Genomic DNA, 18,306 nt, shown 5'->3' with positions numbered 1-18,306 from the left:
GTTCGGAGCGTAGCGCAGCCCGGTAGCGAACTTGAATGGGGAAGCCGCCGCTCCGTACGGTTTTCAATTTGATTTCAAATTGTTGACGCGTCCGCTCACGTTGTGCTTGGGGGCGTGGCATTCGCGGCTTCGAGCGCTTCCAGGACTGTGATGCGACGACAGGACGCCCGCCGCCATAAAGTCTCGGCAGGTGCGGCTTCGTCACACAGTTTTCCGAGACGCGCGCACCATCGACCACGCGATGAGGCCCAGGCCAATCAGGAGCGGAACCCATGCGATCAGCATGGGAGCCGTCGCGTTGTGGAAGCAGCCGTCGACGCCGATATAGTCCATGTTGAAGCAGTATCTGACTGGCGTCTCGTTCGGGAAATCATAGGTCCGCGTGAAGAAACCGTTCGCCGTCAGCAGCACGCCCAATACCAGGATGATCCACTTACCCATCGGCCCCTCCCAATGAATACCCGATGTTGCTCGCTTTCTCGGAAGCTGGCAAGTATTGCCCCCGCTGGCTTCGCGCCGGCGGGGGCCTTTGTCTGGATCGGGCGATGACCTTCAGTATCCCCCGGCGCCGCTATCGATCCCCCGCTCAGGAGCGGTCTGCGCCGGTGGGGTATCAACGTTTGGTGCAGTCGTGCATGCGGATATCACGAGGAAGATTGCGAGCATCAGGACGCGCATGGTTGTCGCTCCAACTCTAGGCGGCGATCGCAAGGAGTGCGCGATCCCGTCGTCCGCCACCCCACCTGCAAGAACAACACGCTCGCTTCGATTTTATTCCCGACGGCCGACGCCATCTTCGTCATTGGCAACGCGCGTGCGGTTTGCAGCAAAGCTGCAGCTCTTCACTCCGCTCACCCGTCCGGAAGTTCACTGATGAATTCGATCCCGAAGTCTTGAGCCGTCGCCATGACCTTGTCCCAGTCAACGTCGTGGGTGGAAGGCAGCCCGTTCGCGTCCGCAGGTTCTGAAATGGCACGATAGAATTCGCCGTGATGGGCGGTCGTGAAGATGAGGTAGCGCGCGGTGTCCGAAGAGATTCGGAACCCATGGACGACCCCAGCAGGTACATGCAGAAATGAGCCCGGGCCGCAGCGGATTCCGGCTTGGTCACCGACATAGAAGGTGATCTCCCCCTCCAGCACATAGAAGGATTCGACGTCCTTCTCGTGTCGGTGCAAAGGGACGGCCTCACCGCGCTTCGATGTCTCTTCGACCAGGCAAAACTGCCCGTTGGTCGTTTTGCCGGTGGCAAGAAAATGGGTGCAGGTTTCACCCATCCACCGCACCTCGCTCGCTAGCGCGCTGGAGAGATAGACGCCTGACGTATAGAACTGTGGACTGCCCGCATTGCTGCCATTCATGATCAGATCCCCTGACGATGCACGCGGTTAGTGGCCTTCGAACCTCATTCAATAGAAGGATCGGTATGCTGGCAATGCCGAGTATGACTGCGGCTGCGGCATGGTACGCGATGTCGGGCCGGTTGCCGCCCTGACCGTCAACTGCAAGTTCCAGCATCGCTGATACGGACCGCAATTCGTCGTCGAGCATCCTCTTTTTGTTCTCGGTGCCGATTTAGGCCTTGCGCCATAACCCTGTATTCTATAGGGGTTTTCGCGGTTCGGAGCGTAGCGCAGCCCGGTAGCGCACTTGACTGGGGGTCAAGGGGTCGTGGGTTCGAATCCCGCCGCTCCGACCATTTCTCCCTCAATCGCCTGGAGCATCACGTAGCAGCGCCGCGCGCATGTGCTTCTGCTCGAGCGCGATCATCCCCCACAGCAGTCCCAGAAGAAGATAGAAATGGCGCCAGTGATCCGTGTCGATCACCGTCCCCAGCGCCACATGCCCGACGAAGACGATGTAGACGCACAGGAGATAAGGCTGCCAGGGGCGCTGGCGGAAGAGGATGCGGAAGCCGGCGGTCAGGGTCCACAGGATCAGGGTCAGATAGGCGGCGAAGCCGAGCCAGGAATAGTCGAGCAGCGCCTTCAGCCAGATGTTGTGCGTGTCCTCGCCCAGCAACTGGCCGAAACGCAGGGGACCGATGCCCAGCGGGTGCTCGATGGCCCACAGGAAGCCGATCCCGAAGCGGGCGAAGCGGCCGAGCCGCGCGCTGTCGTAGTCCTGGGCGAGCCGGGCGCGCTCGAAGAACAGATCGGCGACCGCCGGGATCTGCAGCGCCAGGATGAGCGCCAGCACAAGGCCGGCCAGCGCCAGAAGCGCGGTCACGCTGACGCGCAGCCGCGACAGGCCGGTGCGGCTGTTGAGGAACACCGCCAGCACCAGCAGGATCGCCGTCACCGCCAGCAATCCCCACGCGCCGCGCGAGAACGAGAAGAAGATGCCGCCCGCGACGACCAGGAACAGGGGGACGGCAAGGCAGGCGACGAGCGGCCGCGCGACGAGGATCAGGTACAGAAGGCCGATGGCCGGCAGGGTAAGGAACGGACCGAACACGTTCGGATCCTCGAACACGCCGGCGGCCCGCCCGAAGCGGGTGAAAAGCGTGGCGCCGGGAAAGGCGTTGAAATAGCCGAGAATGCCGAAGAAGGCGGTTGCGACGGCAGCCATCACCCAGGCGATGAACACCACGCGCAACAGCCGCGGCTCCGCCTCCACCGCCGCCGCGAAGAACACCGATGTCAGCGCCAGAAACAGCGAGACGGCGATGTAGAGCGGGATGGTCCCGAGATCGGCCAGTTGCGACATCGAGATCGCCCCGCCGACATTGAACAGGATCAGAAGCGTCAGGAGCGGCGCGATGCGGCGCGAGATCCTTAGGCCGGCCAGCGCCCAGACGGCGATCAGCCCGACCATGTAGAGTTCATAGGGGGCCGGTTCGCGGATGACGAAGCCCGACAGGAACACCCCCATGCCGATCGCGGACGTCTTGACCAGGCTGACCAGCTTGGCGTCGATGGCCGCGCGCGGCAACGCCGGCGCGTTGGTAGGGGCGAGGAGCGTGCTCAATAGGCGTTTTCCGTGTTCATCAGCCGGATCGGCGTCAGGAGCAGGATCTTCAGGTCGAACCACAGCGACCAGTTCTCGATATAGTAGAGATCGTATTCGGTGCGCTTGCGGATCTTCTCGTCCGTGTCCACTTCGCCGCGCCAGCCGTTGATCTGCGCCCAGCCCGTGACGCCGGGCTTGACGCGGTGGCGGGCGAAGTAGCCGTCGACCACCTCTTCATAGAGCATGTTGTGCGCCTGCGCGGCGACCGCGTGCGGCCGCGGGCCGACGAGCGACAGGCTGCCGAACAGCGCGTTGAAGAATTGCGGCAACTCGTCGATGGAGGTCTTGCGGATGAAGCGGCCGACGCGCGTCACGCGCGGATCGCCGCGGGTCACCGCGTTCTTGGCCGTCGGGTCGCATTGTTCCGCATACATCGACCGGAACTTGAGAACCTCGATCGCCTCGTTGTTGAAGCCGTGCCGCTTCTGCCTGAACAGGACCGGCCCCTTGCTGTCGAGCTTGATGGCGATGGCCGTCGCCAGCATCACCGGCGAGAACAGGATGATGCCGATCAGGCTGAAGACGATGTCGAACAGGCGCTTGGCGACCGAATCCCAGTCGTTGATCGGCCGGTCGAAAATGTCGAGCATCGGCACCGAGCCGATATAGGAATAGGCGCGCGGCCGGAAGCGCAGATGGTTGGAATGGGCCGAAAGGCGGATGTCGACAGGCAGCACCCAGAGCTTCGACAGGAGCGATAGAACGCGCGCCTCCGCCGACATGGGCAACGAGACGATCAGCATGTCGATCCGGGCGATGCGGGCGAACTCGACCAGTTCGGCGATGTTCCCGAGCTTCGGATAGCCGGCCACCACGGGCGGCGAGCGCCGGTTGTCGCGATCGTCGAAGATGCCGCAGATGCGGATGTCGTTGTAGGGCTGCTGCTCGATCGAGCGGATCAGATGCTCGGCATTGGTGCCGCCGCCGACGATCACGGCGCGCCGCTCGATGGTGCCGTTGCGCGCCCAGCGGCGCATCAGCTGGGCCACGACGATGCGCAGGACAACCAGGGCCGCGAAGCCAGCCACATACCAGGCGCCGAACCAGAAGCGCGAGAACTCGCCGGAGATCTTCAGGAAGAAGCCGGTCAGCGAAAGCGCGGCGAAGGTGCCCGACCAGGCGAACAGGATGCGCCCCAGATAGCCGGTCGGATTGCGCAGGGCCGGCATCTGGTAGCAGTCGGTGAACTCGCACAGGATGACCATCAACACCGAACCGGCAAGGATGACGATCGTGTAGTGCCAGAAGAGATGCGTCGAGACCCCGACATAGAAGATGTAGAGCAGGACGCCGGTGATCAGCGGCACGGCAAGCTCCACCAGGCGCATCACGCCGCTTACCATCACCGGCGACATGGTTTCGCGGCTGTATTGCTGCGCGACCTGGCGGGCGACCGGTCCGAGAGCGGGACGGCCGTCCTCCGTCTGGGCGCCCGGGGTCTGCTCCCTGGCCTTCGACGCGTAGTACCGCTTCGGGTCGAACTGGTTCATGATCCTGATGCTGCCCCTGACGTTGTGAAGTCAGGCTAGCAGACAGGGGGCTAACATTCCCTTGCCATGACTGTTCGACTTGTGAACCAATCCGCTTGCCGGACCGGGCCTCTCAGGCTCGGCGGCTCAGGCTCGCCTGGTAGGCGGTCTCGATCGCCCGGGCCATGACATCAGCGCCGAAGCGGGCGCGCAGGTCGGCCTGTTCCGGCATCAGCGCCTGGAAGGCCGCTTCATCGGCAAGGGCGAAGCCCATCCTGTCGGCGATGGCGTTTTCGCTGGGCGCCGTCAGGGCGGGGGAGTTCGCGCCGAACACTTCGGGAATGCCGCCGACCGCGCTGGCGATCAGCGGCCGGCCGGCGGCCAGCGCCTCGAGCACGATATAGGGCATGGCCTCGGCGCGCGAGGGAACCACCATGATGCGTCCCCGGCCGAAGGCCGCGCGTGCCGGCATGGCCGGCAGGAAGGTGATGCGATCGCCAAAACCCCGTTCCTTCGCCTGGGCGACATAGGCGTCACGATCATCGCCGTCGCCGATCATGACCGCGCTCAGTTTTCTGCCGGTGGTCTTTTCCGTCAGCGCCAGCGCATCGATCATCAGGTCGGGGCCCTTCAGATCGCGCATCATGCCGATATAGAGGAAATCCGCGGCGTCCGGGGCCGTCGCGACGGTCACGAACTCGTCGGCGTTCAGGCCGTTGTAGACGAGCGTGTTGGGCGCGCGCGGCCGGCCGACCTTGCGCTCGTAGGTGCGCCGCTCATACTCGGACACGAAGAGGATATGGTCGGAAAACCGGTCCATCATCCGTTCCAGGGCGAAGAACACGCGGCCCGTCATCGTCGCCGCGTCGTAGTGCAGGCTGCCGCCATGCGGCGAGTAGATGCGCGCCGGCTTCTGGCCGAACAGCCGCATCATCGTGCCGAACAGCCGCGCGTAGACGCCGCCCTTGGCGCCATGTCCATGCAGCACGTCCGGCTGCATCGCCCTGACGATGTTGAAGGTGCGCCATGCCGCGACCAGGTCGCCGAAGCCCACATGGCGCTGCATCGGCGTGCGCTTGACGCCGAGCGCCAGCCTCGGCTCGATCTCGGCGAAAAGGCGTGCTTCGAAATCCCCGCCGGTTGTCGAATCGCAGACGATGCCGACCGCGTGGCCGTCCGCCATCTGCGCGTCGCACAGATCTCGGACATGGCGGAAGATGCCGCCGACGGGCGAGCGGAAGCAGTGAACGATGCGCAGCTTCCGCTTTACCTGCATGCGAGGGTTCCGAAGGGACGGGATAAATCAGAACAGGCGTTCGCGCACATAGACCGTATCGCCCGGGAGCAGGGGATCCGACGTGACGACACGCCCCGTCAGCACCTTGCCGTTTATGCCGCGCGTGATGTCGACCGTGCCCTGGTTGGCGCGCGGGCTGAAGCCGCCGGCGGCGGCCACCGCCTTCTGGACGGTCATGCCCGGTACATAGGAATATTGTCCCGGAGCGCCGACCTCACCCATGATGAAGATCGGCCGGTAGCGGTCGATCTCCACCGTCACATCGGGATCGCGCAGATAGCCCTGGCGCAGGGCGGAGGCGATATCGGTCTCGATCTGCTTGGACGTCTTGCCGCGCGCGGGAACCGATCCGATCAGCGGAAAGGCGATGTAGCCGGCCTGATCGACGCTGTAGGTGTTGGTCAGGTTCTCCTGATCGAAGACCGTGACGCGCAGATTGTCGCCCGCATCCAGCACATACGGCTGATAGAGCGCCTCATGAAACGCCGCCGGGGCGGGGCGATAACCGGAACAGCCGGCCACGGCCGCGGCCGCGATCAACGCGGGCAAAAGGGGGATGCGTTTCTTCATGGCCAACTGCGAACCTCTGGCGTCATCCGCGCCCGCAAGCGGGGCGCCACGCTCTCCTTATCGTTCCGTTAGGGTTAATGTCGGGTAAAGCCGGCGATTATGCGCTCATAACGCGAACCCTCGCCGGGCTGCTCGCGAAAGCGCGCATCTTAACGGCATGGTTACCATAGATATTTACCCTGCCGGCACGAGATGTTGGAGTGGGACGTATGAACAGCGGTCAAATTGCAGCCGGGGACGTCGATGTCGACCTGGCGCGGCTTTTCGCGGGGTTCCGGCGCAAATGGCCGCGGATCCTCCTTGCGGCCCTGGTCATCACCGGCATCGTCTTCGCGGTGGCCTTCATGGCGACGCCGCAGTACCGCGCCGAGACGCGGCTTCTGATCGAGACGCGCGAATCCATCTACACCCGTCCGCAAGGGACGGTGGACGGCGACCGCCCCATCCTCGACGGGGAAGGGGTGACGAGCCAGGTCCAGCTGATCAGCTCGACGGAGATCCTGAGCCAGGTGGCCGGCGCGCTTCAGCTCGGCGAGCGCGCCGAGTTTTCGGGCGGCGGCGGCTCGCTCGTCGACCGGCTGATGGTCCTGGTCGGCCTGAAGAGCACGCCGCCGGAGGCGCCCGTCGATGAGCGCGTGCTGACCGCCTTCCGCGAGCATCTCACCGTCTACCGGGTCGAGAACTCGCGCGTCATCGTGATCGAGTTCTCGTCGGAGGACTCGGCGCTGGCGGCCCAGGTGGCCAACGCCGTGGCCGACGCCTATGTGGCGGTACAGAGCGACGCGAAGCTGCTGTCCAACACGAGCGCGACCGACTGGCTGGAGCCGGAGATCGAGGACCTGCGGGAGCGGGTCAAGGAGGCCGAGGCGCGCGTTGCGGAGTATCGGGCGAAATCCGATCTCCTGCTGGGCCAGAACAACACGGTTCTGGCGACGCAGCAATTGTCCGAGCTGTCCAGCGAGCTGTCGCGGATGCGCGCCAACCGCTCGGCTGCCGAGGTCCAGGCGGAGGCGCTGCGCGCGGCCCTGCGCGACGGTGCCGCGATCGAGAACCAGCCGGAAGTGATGGCGTCGCCCCTCATCCAGCGTCTGCGCGAGCGGCAGCTGGAACTCCAGACGCAGATCGCCGATCTTTCCACCACCCTGCTCGGCAATCATCCGCGCATCCGCGCCCTGCAGTCGCAGCTCACGGACATCAGCGGCCAGATCCGCGCCGAGGCCGGCAAGGTGCTGTCCGGCCTGGAATCAGAAGCCGATACGGCGCGCCGGCGCGAGGCGGACCTGACCAGCGAACTCAACCAGCTGAAGGTGGCCTCGGGCCGCGCCGAAGAGGAGCAGGTGGAGCTGCGGGCGCTCGAGCGGGAGGCGACCGCCCAGCGCGAACTCCTGGAATCCTACCTGACCCGCTATCGCGAGGCTGCCTCGCGCAGCGACCGCAACTATCTGCCGGCCGATGTGCGCATCTTCTCGCGCGCGATCACGCCGAGCGAGCCTTACTTCCCCAAAATCGTTCCCATCACAGCGGCGGCCTTCGTCGCCTCGCTGCTGATCATGGCCATCATCACGCTCCTGCAGGAATTGTTCAGCGGCCGCGCCATGCGTCCCGCGGTGGACACGATGCAGCCGGTGGCAAGCCCGGCGGCACCAGAACCCAAACCGGCCTTCGACGACGCGGCGGAAAGCCGGCTTCCGTCCTCCGCATCCCGGACGGTGCATGGATTGGCTGCAGCCGCGCCATCCTATGAGCCCGATGCCGCCGATACGGCGTGGGAGCCGCAGTTCGGCGAGATCGGTGTCGAGCAGGCCTCCGAGAAACTCGTTTCGGGCGGCGCGACGCGCGCATTGTTCATTTCGCCGGAAGGCGACGAGGCGGCGGCCGCCTCGGTTCTCGTGGCGCGCGATGTCGCGGATTCCGGCCTGCGCGTCGTGCTTCTCGACCTGACGGCGTCGGGCGCCGCGTCGTTGCCGATGCTGGAGAGCGTCGCCTATACGGGCATCACCAACCTGCTGGCCTCGCAGGCGCAGTTCGCCGAAATCATCCACGCCGATCTGTTCTCCGACTGCCACATCATCCCGGTCGGCACCGCCGATCCGGCGCGCGCCATGCGGGCTGCGGACCGGCTGCCGATCATCATGGAATCGCTGACCGCCGCCTATGACGTGGTGGTGGTCGAGTGCGGGCCGGCGGATGCCGGCGCCATCGGCCGGCTGCTGGCCGCCGACACCGAGGTGCTGGTGAGCATGATCGATCCGCGGGAAGGGGAGATCGCCGCCGATACGGCAGAACAGCTGCGCGAGGCGGGCATTCACGCGCCGATCCTGGTGACCCCTGCCGGCAAGGCCTATCCGCCCGGCCGCGACGCGGCCTGAGGCGGCCGGCTCGCGGCGGTGCTCGTGCTCAGCCGCGCAGGAAGGCCAGCTTGCGGCGCAGCCATTTGGCAGCGCTCCACAGGCGCGGATTGCCGTTGATCCGCCGCTTGGCGTGGGCGAGGCCGGAGCGGCTCAGAGCCAGCAAACGGCCTCTGGCGGTCAGCGGCACGAAGGTGTCGAACTGGACGGTTTCCAGATCGCACCATAGGCGCTTGTAATACTCGTCCCCGACGCTGAAATCGTAGACCTGAAGCCCGTCGCCGCAGGCCTCCTCGATGTTCTCGAAGAACAGAAAAGCGCCGGGGCTGATATCGCTCAGTTCATCCTCGGTGATCGAGCTGAACTCGCAGATCATCCGGGTTGCGGTGCGGCTCGACCCGGTCACGGCACGCAGCCGGCCGCCGACTTCAAGCCCGTGCATCACGAAGGCGGGCTCCTCCGCCCGGACGGCGTCGCCGAACAGCGTGCGGAAGGCCTGCTGCACGGATTCTGCGGCGAAGACGTCGCGAATGCCCATCTTGGCGAAGCGGTGCCGCTTCATGGCGAAGAAGGCGTCGAGCATGGCATCGGTTTCGGCCCGTGATGTGGCCCGCAGGCGGCGGTGGCCGCCGGCAGCTTCGAGCTTGCGCGCCTGGGCGCGGTGCTGCTTGCGCTTGCGCTTGCCGCTGGCGCGGCCGAGCACCGCCTCGAACCCGCCGGCAAGATCGACGGCCAGCGCCACATTCGGGCTCGGCGTGCCGGGCCAGGCAAGCAGCGGGTTCTGCGCACCGTCGATCGCATGGACCTGACGCTCGAGGGCGAGCAGGTCGATGTCGGGACGTTGCCGGCGAAGTCCCTCCAGGAGCGCCGTCATCAATTGCGGTGGGAGGGGCCCGCCGAGACTGCGCTCCGTGGCCGGGAAATTGCCGTTGGCGTGCCTGTCTCCGATGAAGCGGGCGATGCGCAGCGGCCCGTGGGCGGCGATTTCCAGAGCGAGGCTGAGGAGATGCCGCTCGCCGTCCGACAGGCGGACGATGATGCAGGCGTTCGAGGCATGCTCCGCCCAAGCGTCGATCCAGTCCGGGCTTTGCGCCGGCATGAAATGCGCGGTGCGGCAGTCCTCTCGATACTGCGCCCGGGCGGTCGGATCGGCGCTGCTGACGGTCAGCGTCGGCGCGCCGCCCGCATGCGCGGCCGGGTCCTGGATCTCGGCGTGGGAACTGGCGGAATTCATCGCGATGACGCAGCGCTGTTGCGGCCCCTGAATGACAGCGTTGCGGCCACGATAGCGGCAAAAGGTGAAGGAATGATCGACGCCGGCGCGAACATTGCGCCGACGGGCGGCTCAGCCCTGGTTGTCCGGCCGGCCGATCATCCAGCGGATGACGACCATGGCGGGCAGGACCCACAGGAGGCCGGTGAAGAAGAAATAGGCGAGGTGCACGAGCGGGCCGGATTCGGCAAGCTGCGCGACGGCGATCGCGGTCGACAGGATCGCGTAAATGGCCACGAGCGCCAGCAGGGCGAGCATGCCGATGAATTTTCTGAGGCGTACAGGCATGGGAACCACCTTTCCGCTGCTTCATAGAAGCCCGGGCGGCGGGATGCAACGCCGCGTCATGGCCGGCGCGACGGCTTGTCGCGCGGCAGGCGGTTCGGCTTGCAACGGGCCGGGCTTTGGTTCAGGAACGGGCATTCCCTCAACAATGATGGCTGCCACCTTGGATATCTCCGCTTCCAGTGCCGCGTTCGGGCAAACCACGCAGGAAACCCTGCTGCGCAACCGTAGGCTCGTGCGGTTCTGGCTGTATGGCGTGCTTCTGGTGCTGTTCGCGCTCGTGCTCGTCGGCGGCGCCACGCGGCTGACCGAATCCGGCCTGTCGATCACCGAATGGAAGCCGATCCACGGCATCGTTCCGCCGATCGGCGAGGCGGAATGGCAGGAGGAATTCGCCAAATACCGGCAGATTCCCGAGTACCAGCTGATCAACAAGGGCATGAGCCTCGCCGAGTTCAAGACCATTTTCTGGTGGGAGTGGGGACACCGTCTTCTGGCGCGCAGCGTCGGCTTCGTCTTCGCCCTGCCGCTCGCCTTCTTCTGGCTGTCGGGACGGCTCGAGGGCCATCTGAAACCCAAGCTTCTGGGAATCCTGGCGCTCGGCGGGCTGCAGGGGGCGGTCGGCTGGTGGATGGTCGCGTCCGGCCTGGTCGACCGGGTCGATGTCAGCCAGTATCGTCTGGCCACCCATCTGACCATCGCCTGCCTGATCTTCGCCGCGACGATGCTGGTGGCGCGCGGGCTGGCCCCGCACACCACGGGCGCGGCGCAAAACGGCACGCGACGCTTCGCCGGCTGGCTGGTGATCGCCATCCTGTTCCAGATCTATCTGGGCGGGCTCGTCGCCGGCTTGCGCGCCGGTATGACCTTCAACACCTGGCCGCTGATGGACGGCGCGCTGGTGCCCGGCGGCCTGTTCGTCCAGCAGCCCGCGCTGATCAATCTCTTCGAGAACCCGAAGACGGTGCAGTTCGTCCACCGGCTCGGCGCCTATGTGCTGCTGGTGCTGGCCGTCTGGCACGCCGTCTGCGTGCTGCGCGCCGAACCCGGGTCGCCGCATGCGCGCCGCAGCATCCTGCTGGCCCTGCTTGTCGTGCTGCAGGCGGCGGTCGGGATCGTCACGCTGCTGATGGTCGTGCCCTTCGGTTTCGCCCTTCTGCATCAGGGCATGGCGCTGGTGGTTCTGGGCTTTGCCTGCGCGCATTGGCGCGCCGCGCGTGGGGCCTACCCGTTGCCGGCGCGACCTGCGGTGGAAGACGAGATCTACTGAAGCGCCATCTCCACGGCGCGCGCCACGGACAGGCTGCGCGCGGCTTCGTCCGCATTCCCGTCTTCCAGGTGCCATGAGGCCGACAGGCAGGCATGGGCAAGGCCGTAGCGCAGGAAATCGCCCGCATCGCGCCCGAGCCGACGCGAGAGCAGGGCGGCAAGCCGCGCGGCGCGGTCCGGATCGTTGCGCAGGTCGTCGCGCTCCAGCGGATTGTAGAACAGATTGGCGGCATCGTAGCAGGCGTCGCCCGCGATGCCCGTCGGATCGATCAGCAGCCAGCCGCGCGGGCCGAACATCATGTTCTCGTGATGGAAGTCGCCATGCAGGGGGCGCACGTCGCGCTGGTTCGACAGGAGGTCGTCGACGATGGATGCCGCGCGCGTGAACGGCGTTTCCCGGCCGGAGCTGCGGTCCTCGCGGGCCTTCGCGAACAGGCTGCGGAAATGGTCCCGCAGCGGCGTCAGGCCTGCGGGCGCCGGTGAGCTCGCATCGCCGGCCAGCCGGGCGAGCATCTCGGCCGCCAGCGTGTTCGCCGCCTCGTCACCGCTCTCATCGAGCACGTCGAGCAGCGTGCGATCACCCGCATGCTCGATGAGATGGGCGTTGTCGCGCCGGTCGATCAGCCGCACCGCATCCCGGCCCGCCCGCCATTGCAGGAAGAGCGCGCCGGTCTCGAAATTCTCCAGCCCGGCGGGCTTGTGGTCCTTGACCACGGCGATGTCGCCGCCGCAGCGGGTCACTTCCCAGATATGGCTTGCCGGCGTGTCCGCCATCAGCCGGACCGAGATGATGTCCCAGTCTGGCGGAAAGTCTGGCGGAAAGTCCGGTGAGGCGGGCGCTTCCGCGGTGCTATCGGCCATCGCTTCCGATCATCAGGTCCATGTTCTGCACGGCCGCGCCCGAGGCTCCCTTGCCGAGATTGTCATAGACGGCGATCAGCAGCGCCTGGGCGCGCGCGTCGTTGGCGAAGACGTGCAGCGTCATGTTGTTGCTGCCATTGTGCCGCTCGGGGTCGAGGGCGCCGCTGCGCTCGGCATTGCCGAGGGGGGCGACATCGACGACGCTGCCTGTGATGGCGCCGTAATGGTCAGCGAGCGCGGCATGGAGTTCGGCGCCCGTCGGCACGCGCGGCAGGTGGCCGAGCTGCAGGGGCAGGGCGGTCAGCATGCCTTGCGCAAAATTGCCGACGGCGGGCTGCATCAGCGGCGCGCCGGACAGGCCGGAATAGGCCTGCAGCTCCGGCACGTGCTTGTGCTTCAGGGTCAGCGCATAGGGCATGAACTCGGGCGCCTCATCGCGAGAGGCCTCGTAGTCCTCGATCATCGTCCGCCCGCCGCCCGAATAGCCCGAAATCCCGTTGACGGTCACGGCGAGGTCGGCCGGCAGCAGGCCAGCGGCGATCAGGGGCCGCAGGAAGGCGATCGGACCCTGCGGCCAGCAGCCGGGATTGGCGACGCGCCCCGCATTGCGGATGGCGTCGCCCTGCGCCTTGTCCATCTCGGCGAAGCCGTAGGTCCAGCCTTCTGCGACCCGGTGCGCCGTCGAGGCGTCGATGACGCGCGTCGTGTTGTTCTCGATCAGGGAGACGCTTTCGCGGGCGGCATCGTCGGGCAGGCACAGGATCGCGATGTCAGCCGTGTTGAGGAACTCGGCGCGCGCGGCGGGGTCCTTGCGCTTCTCCGTGGGGATGGAGATCACCTCGATGTCGCGCCGCTCGGCGAGCCGCGTCCTGATCTGCAGGCCGGTGGTGCCGTGTTCGCCATCGATGAAGATTTTCGCCGTCATGGGTCTGTCCTGGAAAAGAGTCTGATTTCAGATGGTTGTGCCGGCCGGCGGAATCAATCCGTCAGCGCGTTGAATCGTCGGATGAGCGCCTATCGTCGCTCCCTGCCGGCGAGAAGGCCCAGATAATGCATGGCGACAGAGGCGCCCGCGATGGCGGTGATGTCGGCGTGATCGTAGGCCGGGGCCACTTCGACCACATCCGCGCCGACCATGCGCAGCGCGCCGAGCTGGCGCAGAACGGAGAGCATTTTCGCGCTCGACGGGCCGCCCGCCACCGGGGTGCCCGTACCGGGTGCGAAGGCCGGGTCGAGGCAGTCGATGTCGAAGGTCACATAGGCTGGCCGGTCGCCGACGCGGGCGATGATGGCTTCGGCGATCTCGGCGGCCCGCATCTCCTCGACGGCATGCCCGTGCAGGATCGCGATGCCGCAATCCTCCGGCGCATGGGTGCGGATGCCGACCTGGATCGAGTGCGCCGGGTCGATCACCCCGTCGCGCACGGCGCGGCCGACGAAGGAACCGTGGTCGATGCGCCGCCCGTCGTCGAACCAGGTGTCCTGATGCGCGTCGAACTGCACCAGCGCCAGCGGACCGTGCAGCGCCGCATGCGCCTTTAGAAGCGGCCAGGTGACGAAATGATCGCCCCCGAGCGACAGGAGGAAGGCGCCCGATCTGAGGATTTTTGCCGCTTCCCGCTCGATCGTCGCCGGCGTCTTCTGGTGATTGCCGTAATCGAGCAGGCAGTCGCCATAGTCAATCACCGACAGCGCGGCGAAGAGATCGCGGTCGAAGGGGTATTGCGGATCATTGTCGAAGATCGCTGAGGCGCGCCTGATCGCCTGCGGGCCGAAGCGCGCGCCGGGCCGGTTGGAGACCGCCGCGTCGAAGGGAATGCCCCAGACGACGGCATCGGCGCCCTTGAGGTTCTTGGTGTATTTCCGCCGCATGAAGGAGAGCGCGCCCGCATAGGTCGGGTCGCTGGCCGCGCCGGTCAGGCTGCGGGCGGTGAAGGCGTGGTCGATGGCGTTCGACGGCATGGCGCTCGATCTTCTTGTTCTCCGCATTTGCGCGGACGTCGGGTGATCCACCGGACTGCAGAATGCTATGGCGTGTGCCCAATGGGTAGGGTGAACAACAGGCTTCGCGCAACAAAAAAGCGGACCCGAGGGCCCGCTTCTTCGTTCGGTCTTGTTCCGAAGCTTAGCGCTTCGAGAACTGGAACGAGCGGCGGGCCTTGGCCTTGCCGTACTTCTTACGCTCGACCACGCGGCTGTCGCGGGTCAGGAAACCACCCTTCTTGAGCACGGCGCGCAGGGCCGGCTCGTAATGGGTCAGCGCCTTGGAGATGCCGTGGCGCACAGCGCCCGCCTGGCCCGAAAGGCCGCCGCCGACGACGGTCGCGACGATGTCGTACTGACCGTTGCGGCTCGCCGCGATGATCGGCTGCTGCAGGATCATCTGCAGGACCGGACGGGCGAAATAGGCGTTGAACTCCTTGTCGTTGACCGTGATCTTGCCGGAGCCCGGCTTGACCCAGACACGGGCGATGGCGTTCTTGCGCTTGCCGGTCGCGTAGGCGCGGCCCTGGGCGTCGAGCTTCTGGACGTGGACGGGAGCCTGCTGCTCGCTCGTCTGCGCGGCGGTCGCCGCACCCAGCTCTTCGAGGGAATTGATTTCGGCCATGTTACTGGGCCCTCACATTCTTCTTGCTCATGGCGGCGACGTCCAGCGTCTCCGGGTTCTGCGCCGTGTGCGGATGCTCGGCGCCGGCATAGACGCGCAGATTCTTCATCTGGCGGCGGCCAAGCGGCCCGCGCGGGATCATGCGCTCGACGGCCTTCTCGAGCAGGCGCTCGGGGAAGCGGCCCTCGATCAGCTGGCGCGCGGTGCGCTCCTTGATGCCGCCGGGATGGCCCGTATGCCAGTAGTACTTCTTGTCGGTGTACTTCTTGCCGGTCAGCACGACCTTCTCGGCATTGATGATGATGACGTTGTCGCCATCGTCCACATGCGGGGTGAAGGTGGGCTTGTGCTTGCCGCGCAGGCGGTTGGCGACGATGGTGGCGAGACGGCCGACGACGAGACCTTCGGCGTCGATCAGAACCCACTTCTTCGTCACCTCCGCAGGCTTCTGCGAAAATGTCTTCATGGTCTTTTCCACTTACTGGACCCGGCCACAGGGCAGGGCGTTTCTTGTTGCTTGTCTTGCGGGCTTTCAGGGCGCGCAAGCGTCCGCGACGACACGCCGCCGCAGGCTCGTGCTGTCTACAGGGGTTGCAAGGCGCCGTCAAGCACAGGTATTGCGCAGTATCGAAAAATAACAAAGCAAAAACAGTGGTTTATATTTGCGGTATTTAGATACCGTATCTGCAAGTCGCTTTCCAGGAGTATTCCCAGCCGAAGCGGGATCGTTCCGGCCTCGGACAACGCGGAAAGAACAAGATCCAGCGCGTTCCCGATGCACCTGCTTTTACCGGAGATGTGCTACAGCGCCGCGCGTCTTGTAAGACGCGCGGCGCTGTAGCACTTTGAAACGATGCATGTTCGTTGTCTTTCAAATGAACTCACTTGAAAGCGACATGCATTAGGCGCCGCCGGTGGGCGGCAGCGAATAGGTGCCGGTCGCGTGGGCGACCGTTGCCTGCTTCTCACCGCTGAAAAGCTCGGCCTCGAACACCATCAGGCGCCTGCCGAGCTTGAGGATGCGACAGTGCCCGTCGACCGGCCCGGCCGTGGCCTTGCGCATGAAGTTGATGTTGAGATTGGTGGTGACGGCTAGCGCCTCGGGGCCGATATGCGAGAGGGCGCAGACATAGCCGCCGATATCGGCCAGCGCGAACAGCGACGGGCCGGAGACCGTGTCGCCCGGACGCAGGTGCTGGAAGCCGGCCTCTAGCCGCACGTGGCAGCCACCGGGCCAGATATCGAGCGCGCGGTAGTCGGGCGGTTCCCCGCCGCAGGCCTGCGGGAAGACTTCGCGCAGAAAGGCGTTCACCTCGCGGGCCTGCATGAGCGGCCGATAGGTTTCCGCTGCGCGTCTGGCATCCATCCCGGCAATCCTCCGCTGCTTGGTCCCGCGCGCGATGTCGCGCAGTCGAAACAATTGCCGGATTGCCGCGCGAAGACAAGCCGAACTATGCTGGCACCCCGATCGTGCATCAACCAGGACAGGAGAAGGCACATGGCCGAGGCCGCTGCAGGCATCGAAGAACCCGTAAGGGCGCCCGTGACGGCGGCGAGCGCCGGCGGCATCCTGACGCTGACGCTGTCCAGTCCGCCGGCCAATGCGCTGTCGATCGCCGTGATGCGGGCGCTGAAGGGAGCGCTCGACCGGGCGCGCGACGACGCCGGCGTGCGCGTCATCGTCCTGCGCTCGTCGGAAAAGGTGTTTTCTGCCGGCCACGACCTGAAGGAGCTGACCGCCCATCGCGGCGACGCGGACCGGGGGCGGGGATTCTTCGAGACGACGATGCAGTTGTGCGCCGAACTGATGCAGGCGGTGGTGCGCCATCCGAAACCGGTGATCGCCGAGGTGGACGGCGTGGCGACGGCGGCGGGCTGCCAGCTCGTCGCGTCCTGCGATCTGGCCGTGGCGAGCGAAACGGCCCGGTTTGCGACGCCGGGCGTGAACATCGGCCTGTTCTGCTCGACGCCGATGGTGGCGCTGTCGCGCAACGTCGCGCGCAAGCACGCCATGGAAATGCTGCTGACCGGCGAGATGATTGACGCGGAGACGGCGCACGGCATGGGTCTCGTCAACCGCGTGGTGCCGCGTGACGCGTTGAATCAGACTGTCGCCAAACTGGCGCAAACCATTGCTTCAAAATCGTCTTTGACGGTGAAGATCGGCAAGGAGGCGTTTTACGCGCAGGCGGAGATGGGCCTGTCGCAGGCCTATGACTATGCCGCCCGGGTGATGGTCGAGAACATGCTCGCCCGCGACGCCGAGGAGGGCATCGGCGCTTTCATCGAGAAGCGTTCGCCGGAATGGAAGGATGCCTAAGACATTGTTTAGTCCGGTGAAGGGAGACAGGCCTGACGGCCTGTCTCTGGCGGACCGGGAAGCCGCCGGTCGGAGGCGAGGCGCGCTCAGTCGTCGTTCCTGATCGCACAGACGAAGACCCGGCAGTTCGCGGTGTCCGCCGCCGGGATCGACCGCGGGACCCTGCTGTAGCCGGGCATGCAGGCTGCCCCCCGGGTCACGAAGCGATCATAGAGCGTCATCCCGGAGCCGGTCGGCGAGGGATACCGTATCGTGGCGCCGCGCGGCGCCGCGGCCTGCGCCTGGATCTGCCCGCAGCTCGGAGCTGCTGCGGCAGGGAGGGTGGGCAGGGCAAGGGCAAGCGCGCTCAGCGCAATAAGGGAACGTGTCGGCATGGGTTGTCCTTTCTTCTCTGCATGCTGGTTAGGCCGCATCAAGACCGCGCCCGGAGCCGTTCTCCGGGGTGCGGCAGGACATATACGCAGGGGTCCGTTTGCATAAAAAGCGCATGTTTATGCAAACAAACGATGATGAATACGATTAGTTTATTCTAGTTTTCCGGGCGTTGCGCGATTCGTTCGCTGGATGATGCATCAGTCGCCGAACAGCCAGAAACGCCGGTTCGAACGGTCGCGCATTTCGGGCTTGCAGTGAAGGACCGGGCAGGAGGCGCGGTCGGCGGTGGGGATATGGCTGCGCACCGCGCGATGGCCGGCGGGACAGAGATAGCCGTGCGCGACATAGCGGTCGTAGAGCGTCAGGCTGGGATTGCGCTGGGACCGGTAGCGCATGATGGCCGCGCCTTCCGCGGCGATCCTCCCTTGCACCGCGGCGCAGCTCATGGCAGTTGAATTGTAGCGAGAGATGGCCTCGGCCTGGCCCGTGAAGGCAAGGACGCCGGTGACAAGGACACCAAGGATCGGGGCGGCATATCGCAACATGATCGAGCACTTCGCTTTCGGCTTGCAACGCTGCGAAAGCATATCACGAACACGCGCCCGCCGATACAGTCCGG

The 18,306-nt window shown here is 65.7% G+C and carries 19 protein-coding genes and 1 tRNA gene; 4 read left to right on the top strand and 16 right to left on the bottom strand.

Translation table 11 applies throughout. From position 1 onward, the window contains the following. Nucleotides 1–201: 201 nt before the first annotated feature. Nucleotides 202–441 (bottom strand): hypothetical protein, encoded by a 240-nt coding sequence (locus NA2_RS03345; RefSeq protein ID WP_008594173.1) that lies wholly within the window; start codon nt 439–441, stop codon nt 202–204. A gap of 410 nt (nt 442–851) precedes the next feature. Beyond that, nucleotides 852–1,361 carry a quercetin 2,3-dioxygenase gene (locus tag NA2_RS03340; RefSeq protein WP_008594172.1) on the bottom strand — a complete coding sequence of 170 codons (510 nt, stop codon included), beginning with the start codon at nt 1,359–1,361 and terminating at the stop codon, nt 852–854. Between the two features lie 261 nt (nt 1,362–1,622). Between NA2_RS03340 and NA2_RS03335 the strand changes: the two genes are divergently transcribed. Then, a tRNA-Pro gene (locus NA2_RS03335) sits at nt 1,623–1,699 on the top strand. Between the two features lie 8 nt (nt 1,700–1,707). Here the strand turns inward: NA2_RS03335 and NA2_RS03330 are convergent. From NA2_RS03330 to NA2_RS03315, 4 genes are all read right to left on the bottom strand, one after another. Beyond that, on the bottom strand, nt 1,708–2,970 hold the full coding sequence (locus NA2_RS03330) for an O-antigen ligase family protein (protein WP_008594169.1): 1,263 nt from the start codon (nt 2,968–2,970) through the stop codon (nt 1,708–1,710). After that, nucleotides 2,967–4,502 (bottom strand): undecaprenyl-phosphate glucose phosphotransferase, encoded by a 1,536-nt coding sequence (locus NA2_RS03325; RefSeq protein ID WP_008594168.1) that lies wholly within the window; start codon nt 4,500–4,502, stop codon nt 2,967–2,969. The genes NA2_RS03330 and NA2_RS03325 overlap by 4 nt, the downstream gene beginning before the upstream one ends. A 112-nt stretch (nt 4,503–4,614) precedes the next feature. Next, nucleotides 4,615–5,757 carry a glycosyltransferase family 4 protein gene (locus NA2_RS03320; protein WP_008594165.1) on the bottom strand — a complete coding sequence of 381 codons (1,143 nt, stop codon included), beginning with the start codon at nt 5,755–5,757 and terminating at the stop codon, nt 4,615–4,617. Between the two features lie 27 nt (nt 5,758–5,784). Then, nucleotides 5,785–6,348 (bottom strand): polysaccharide biosynthesis/export family protein, encoded by a 564-nt coding sequence (locus NA2_RS03315; protein ID WP_040676611.1) that lies wholly within the window; start codon nt 6,346–6,348, stop codon nt 5,785–5,787. A gap of 209 nt (nt 6,349–6,557) precedes the next feature. Here NA2_RS03315 and NA2_RS03310 point away from each other — a divergent pair, with 209 nt between their 5' ends. Beyond that, nucleotides 6,558–8,717: a GumC family protein gene (locus NA2_RS03310; RefSeq protein ID WP_008594162.1), complete on the top strand. Its 2,160-nt coding sequence runs from the start codon at nt 6,558–6,560 to the stop codon at nt 8,715–8,717. Between the two features lie 28 nt (nt 8,718–8,745). On the opposite strand, the gene NA2_RS03305 is transcribed toward NA2_RS03310, so the two are convergent. Together NA2_RS03305 and NA2_RS03300 are read right to left on the bottom strand one after the other, a co-directional pair. Further along, entirely contained in the window at nt 8,746–9,930 is a 1,185-nt protein-coding gene (locus NA2_RS03305) for a GNAT family N-acetyltransferase (protein ID WP_008594160.1), read from the bottom strand. Between the two features lie 111 nt (nt 9,931–10,041). Beyond that, a complete protein-coding gene (locus NA2_RS03300; protein ID WP_040676609.1) occupies nt 10,042–10,257 on the bottom strand; it encodes a DUF2842 domain-containing protein in 216 nt (71 codons plus the stop codon). A 145-nt stretch (nt 10,258–10,402) separates the two neighbouring features. Here NA2_RS03300 and NA2_RS03295 point away from each other — a divergent pair, with 145 nt between their 5' ends. Then, nucleotides 10,403–11,524 (top strand): COX15/CtaA family protein, encoded by a 1,122-nt coding sequence (locus NA2_RS03295; RefSeq protein WP_008594156.1) that lies wholly within the window; start codon nt 10,403–10,405, stop codon nt 11,522–11,524. On the opposite strand, the gene NA2_RS03290 is transcribed toward NA2_RS03295, so the two are convergent. The 6 genes from NA2_RS03290 to NA2_RS03265 form a co-directional block, all read right to left on the bottom strand. Beyond that, a complete protein-coding gene (locus NA2_RS03290) occupies nt 11,518–12,384 on the bottom strand; it encodes an aminoglycoside phosphotransferase family protein (RefSeq protein WP_008594154.1) in 867 nt (288 codons plus the stop codon). The genes NA2_RS03295 and NA2_RS03290 overlap by 7 nt on opposite strands. Next, nucleotides 12,374–13,309, bottom strand: a complete 936-nt coding sequence (gene argC / locus NA2_RS03285; RefSeq protein WP_008594151.1) for an N-acetyl-gamma-glutamyl-phosphate reductase — start codon at nt 13,307–13,309, stop codon at nt 12,374–12,376. The genes NA2_RS03290 and argC overlap by 11 nt, the downstream gene beginning before the upstream one ends. Before the next feature lie 89 nt (nt 13,310–13,398). Further along, on the bottom strand, nt 13,399–14,346 hold the full coding sequence (gene speB, locus NA2_RS03280) for an agmatinase (protein ID WP_008594150.1): 948 nt from the start codon (nt 14,344–14,346) through the stop codon (nt 13,399–13,401). Between the two features lie 163 nt (nt 14,347–14,509). Beyond that, nucleotides 14,510–14,992, bottom strand: a complete 483-nt coding sequence (rpsI, locus tag NA2_RS03275) for a 30S ribosomal protein S9 (RefSeq protein WP_008594147.1) — start codon at nt 14,990–14,992, stop codon at nt 14,510–14,512. 1 nt (nt 14,993) lies between these two features. Then, nucleotides 14,994–15,458, bottom strand: coding sequence for a 50S ribosomal protein L13 (gene rplM, locus NA2_RS03270; RefSeq protein WP_008594145.1), 465 nt, complete (start codon nt 15,456–15,458; stop codon nt 14,994–14,996). Between the two features lie 435 nt (nt 15,459–15,893). Then, nucleotides 15,894–16,358, bottom strand: coding sequence for a PaaI family thioesterase (locus tag NA2_RS03265; RefSeq protein ID WP_008594143.1), 465 nt, complete (start codon nt 16,356–16,358; stop codon nt 15,894–15,896). Nucleotides 16,359–16,490: 132 nt separating this feature from the next. On the opposite strand from NA2_RS03265, the gene NA2_RS03260 reads away from it, so the two are divergent. Next, entirely contained in the window at nt 16,491–17,312 is an 822-nt protein-coding gene (locus NA2_RS03260; protein WP_008594141.1) for an enoyl-CoA hydratase, read from the top strand. A gap of 86 nt (nt 17,313–17,398) precedes the next feature. Here NA2_RS03260 and NA2_RS03255 read toward each other — a convergent pair whose 3' ends face one another. Both NA2_RS03255 and NA2_RS03250 read right to left on the bottom strand, forming a co-directional pair. Continuing rightward, the gene (locus tag NA2_RS03255) at nt 17,399–17,686 is read right to left on the bottom strand and encodes a hypothetical protein (RefSeq protein WP_008594138.1); all 288 of its coding nucleotides are present in this window, start codon (nt 17,684–17,686) and stop codon (nt 17,399–17,401) included. A gap of 198 nt (nt 17,687–17,884) precedes the next feature. After that, nucleotides 17,885–18,232 (bottom strand): hypothetical protein, encoded by a 348-nt coding sequence (locus NA2_RS03250; protein ID WP_040676686.1) that lies wholly within the window; start codon nt 18,230–18,232, stop codon nt 17,885–17,887. Nucleotides 18,233–18,306: the final 74 nt, after the last annotated feature.

The organism is Nitratireductor pacificus pht-3B (genome assembly GCF_000300335.1).
Classification (GTDB): domain Bacteria; phylum Pseudomonadota; class Alphaproteobacteria; order Rhizobiales; family Rhizobiaceae; genus Nitratireductor; species Nitratireductor pacificus.
The sequence above is the reverse complement of the archived record's forward strand: the minus strand, read 5'-3'. Positions and strand labels throughout refer to the sequence as shown.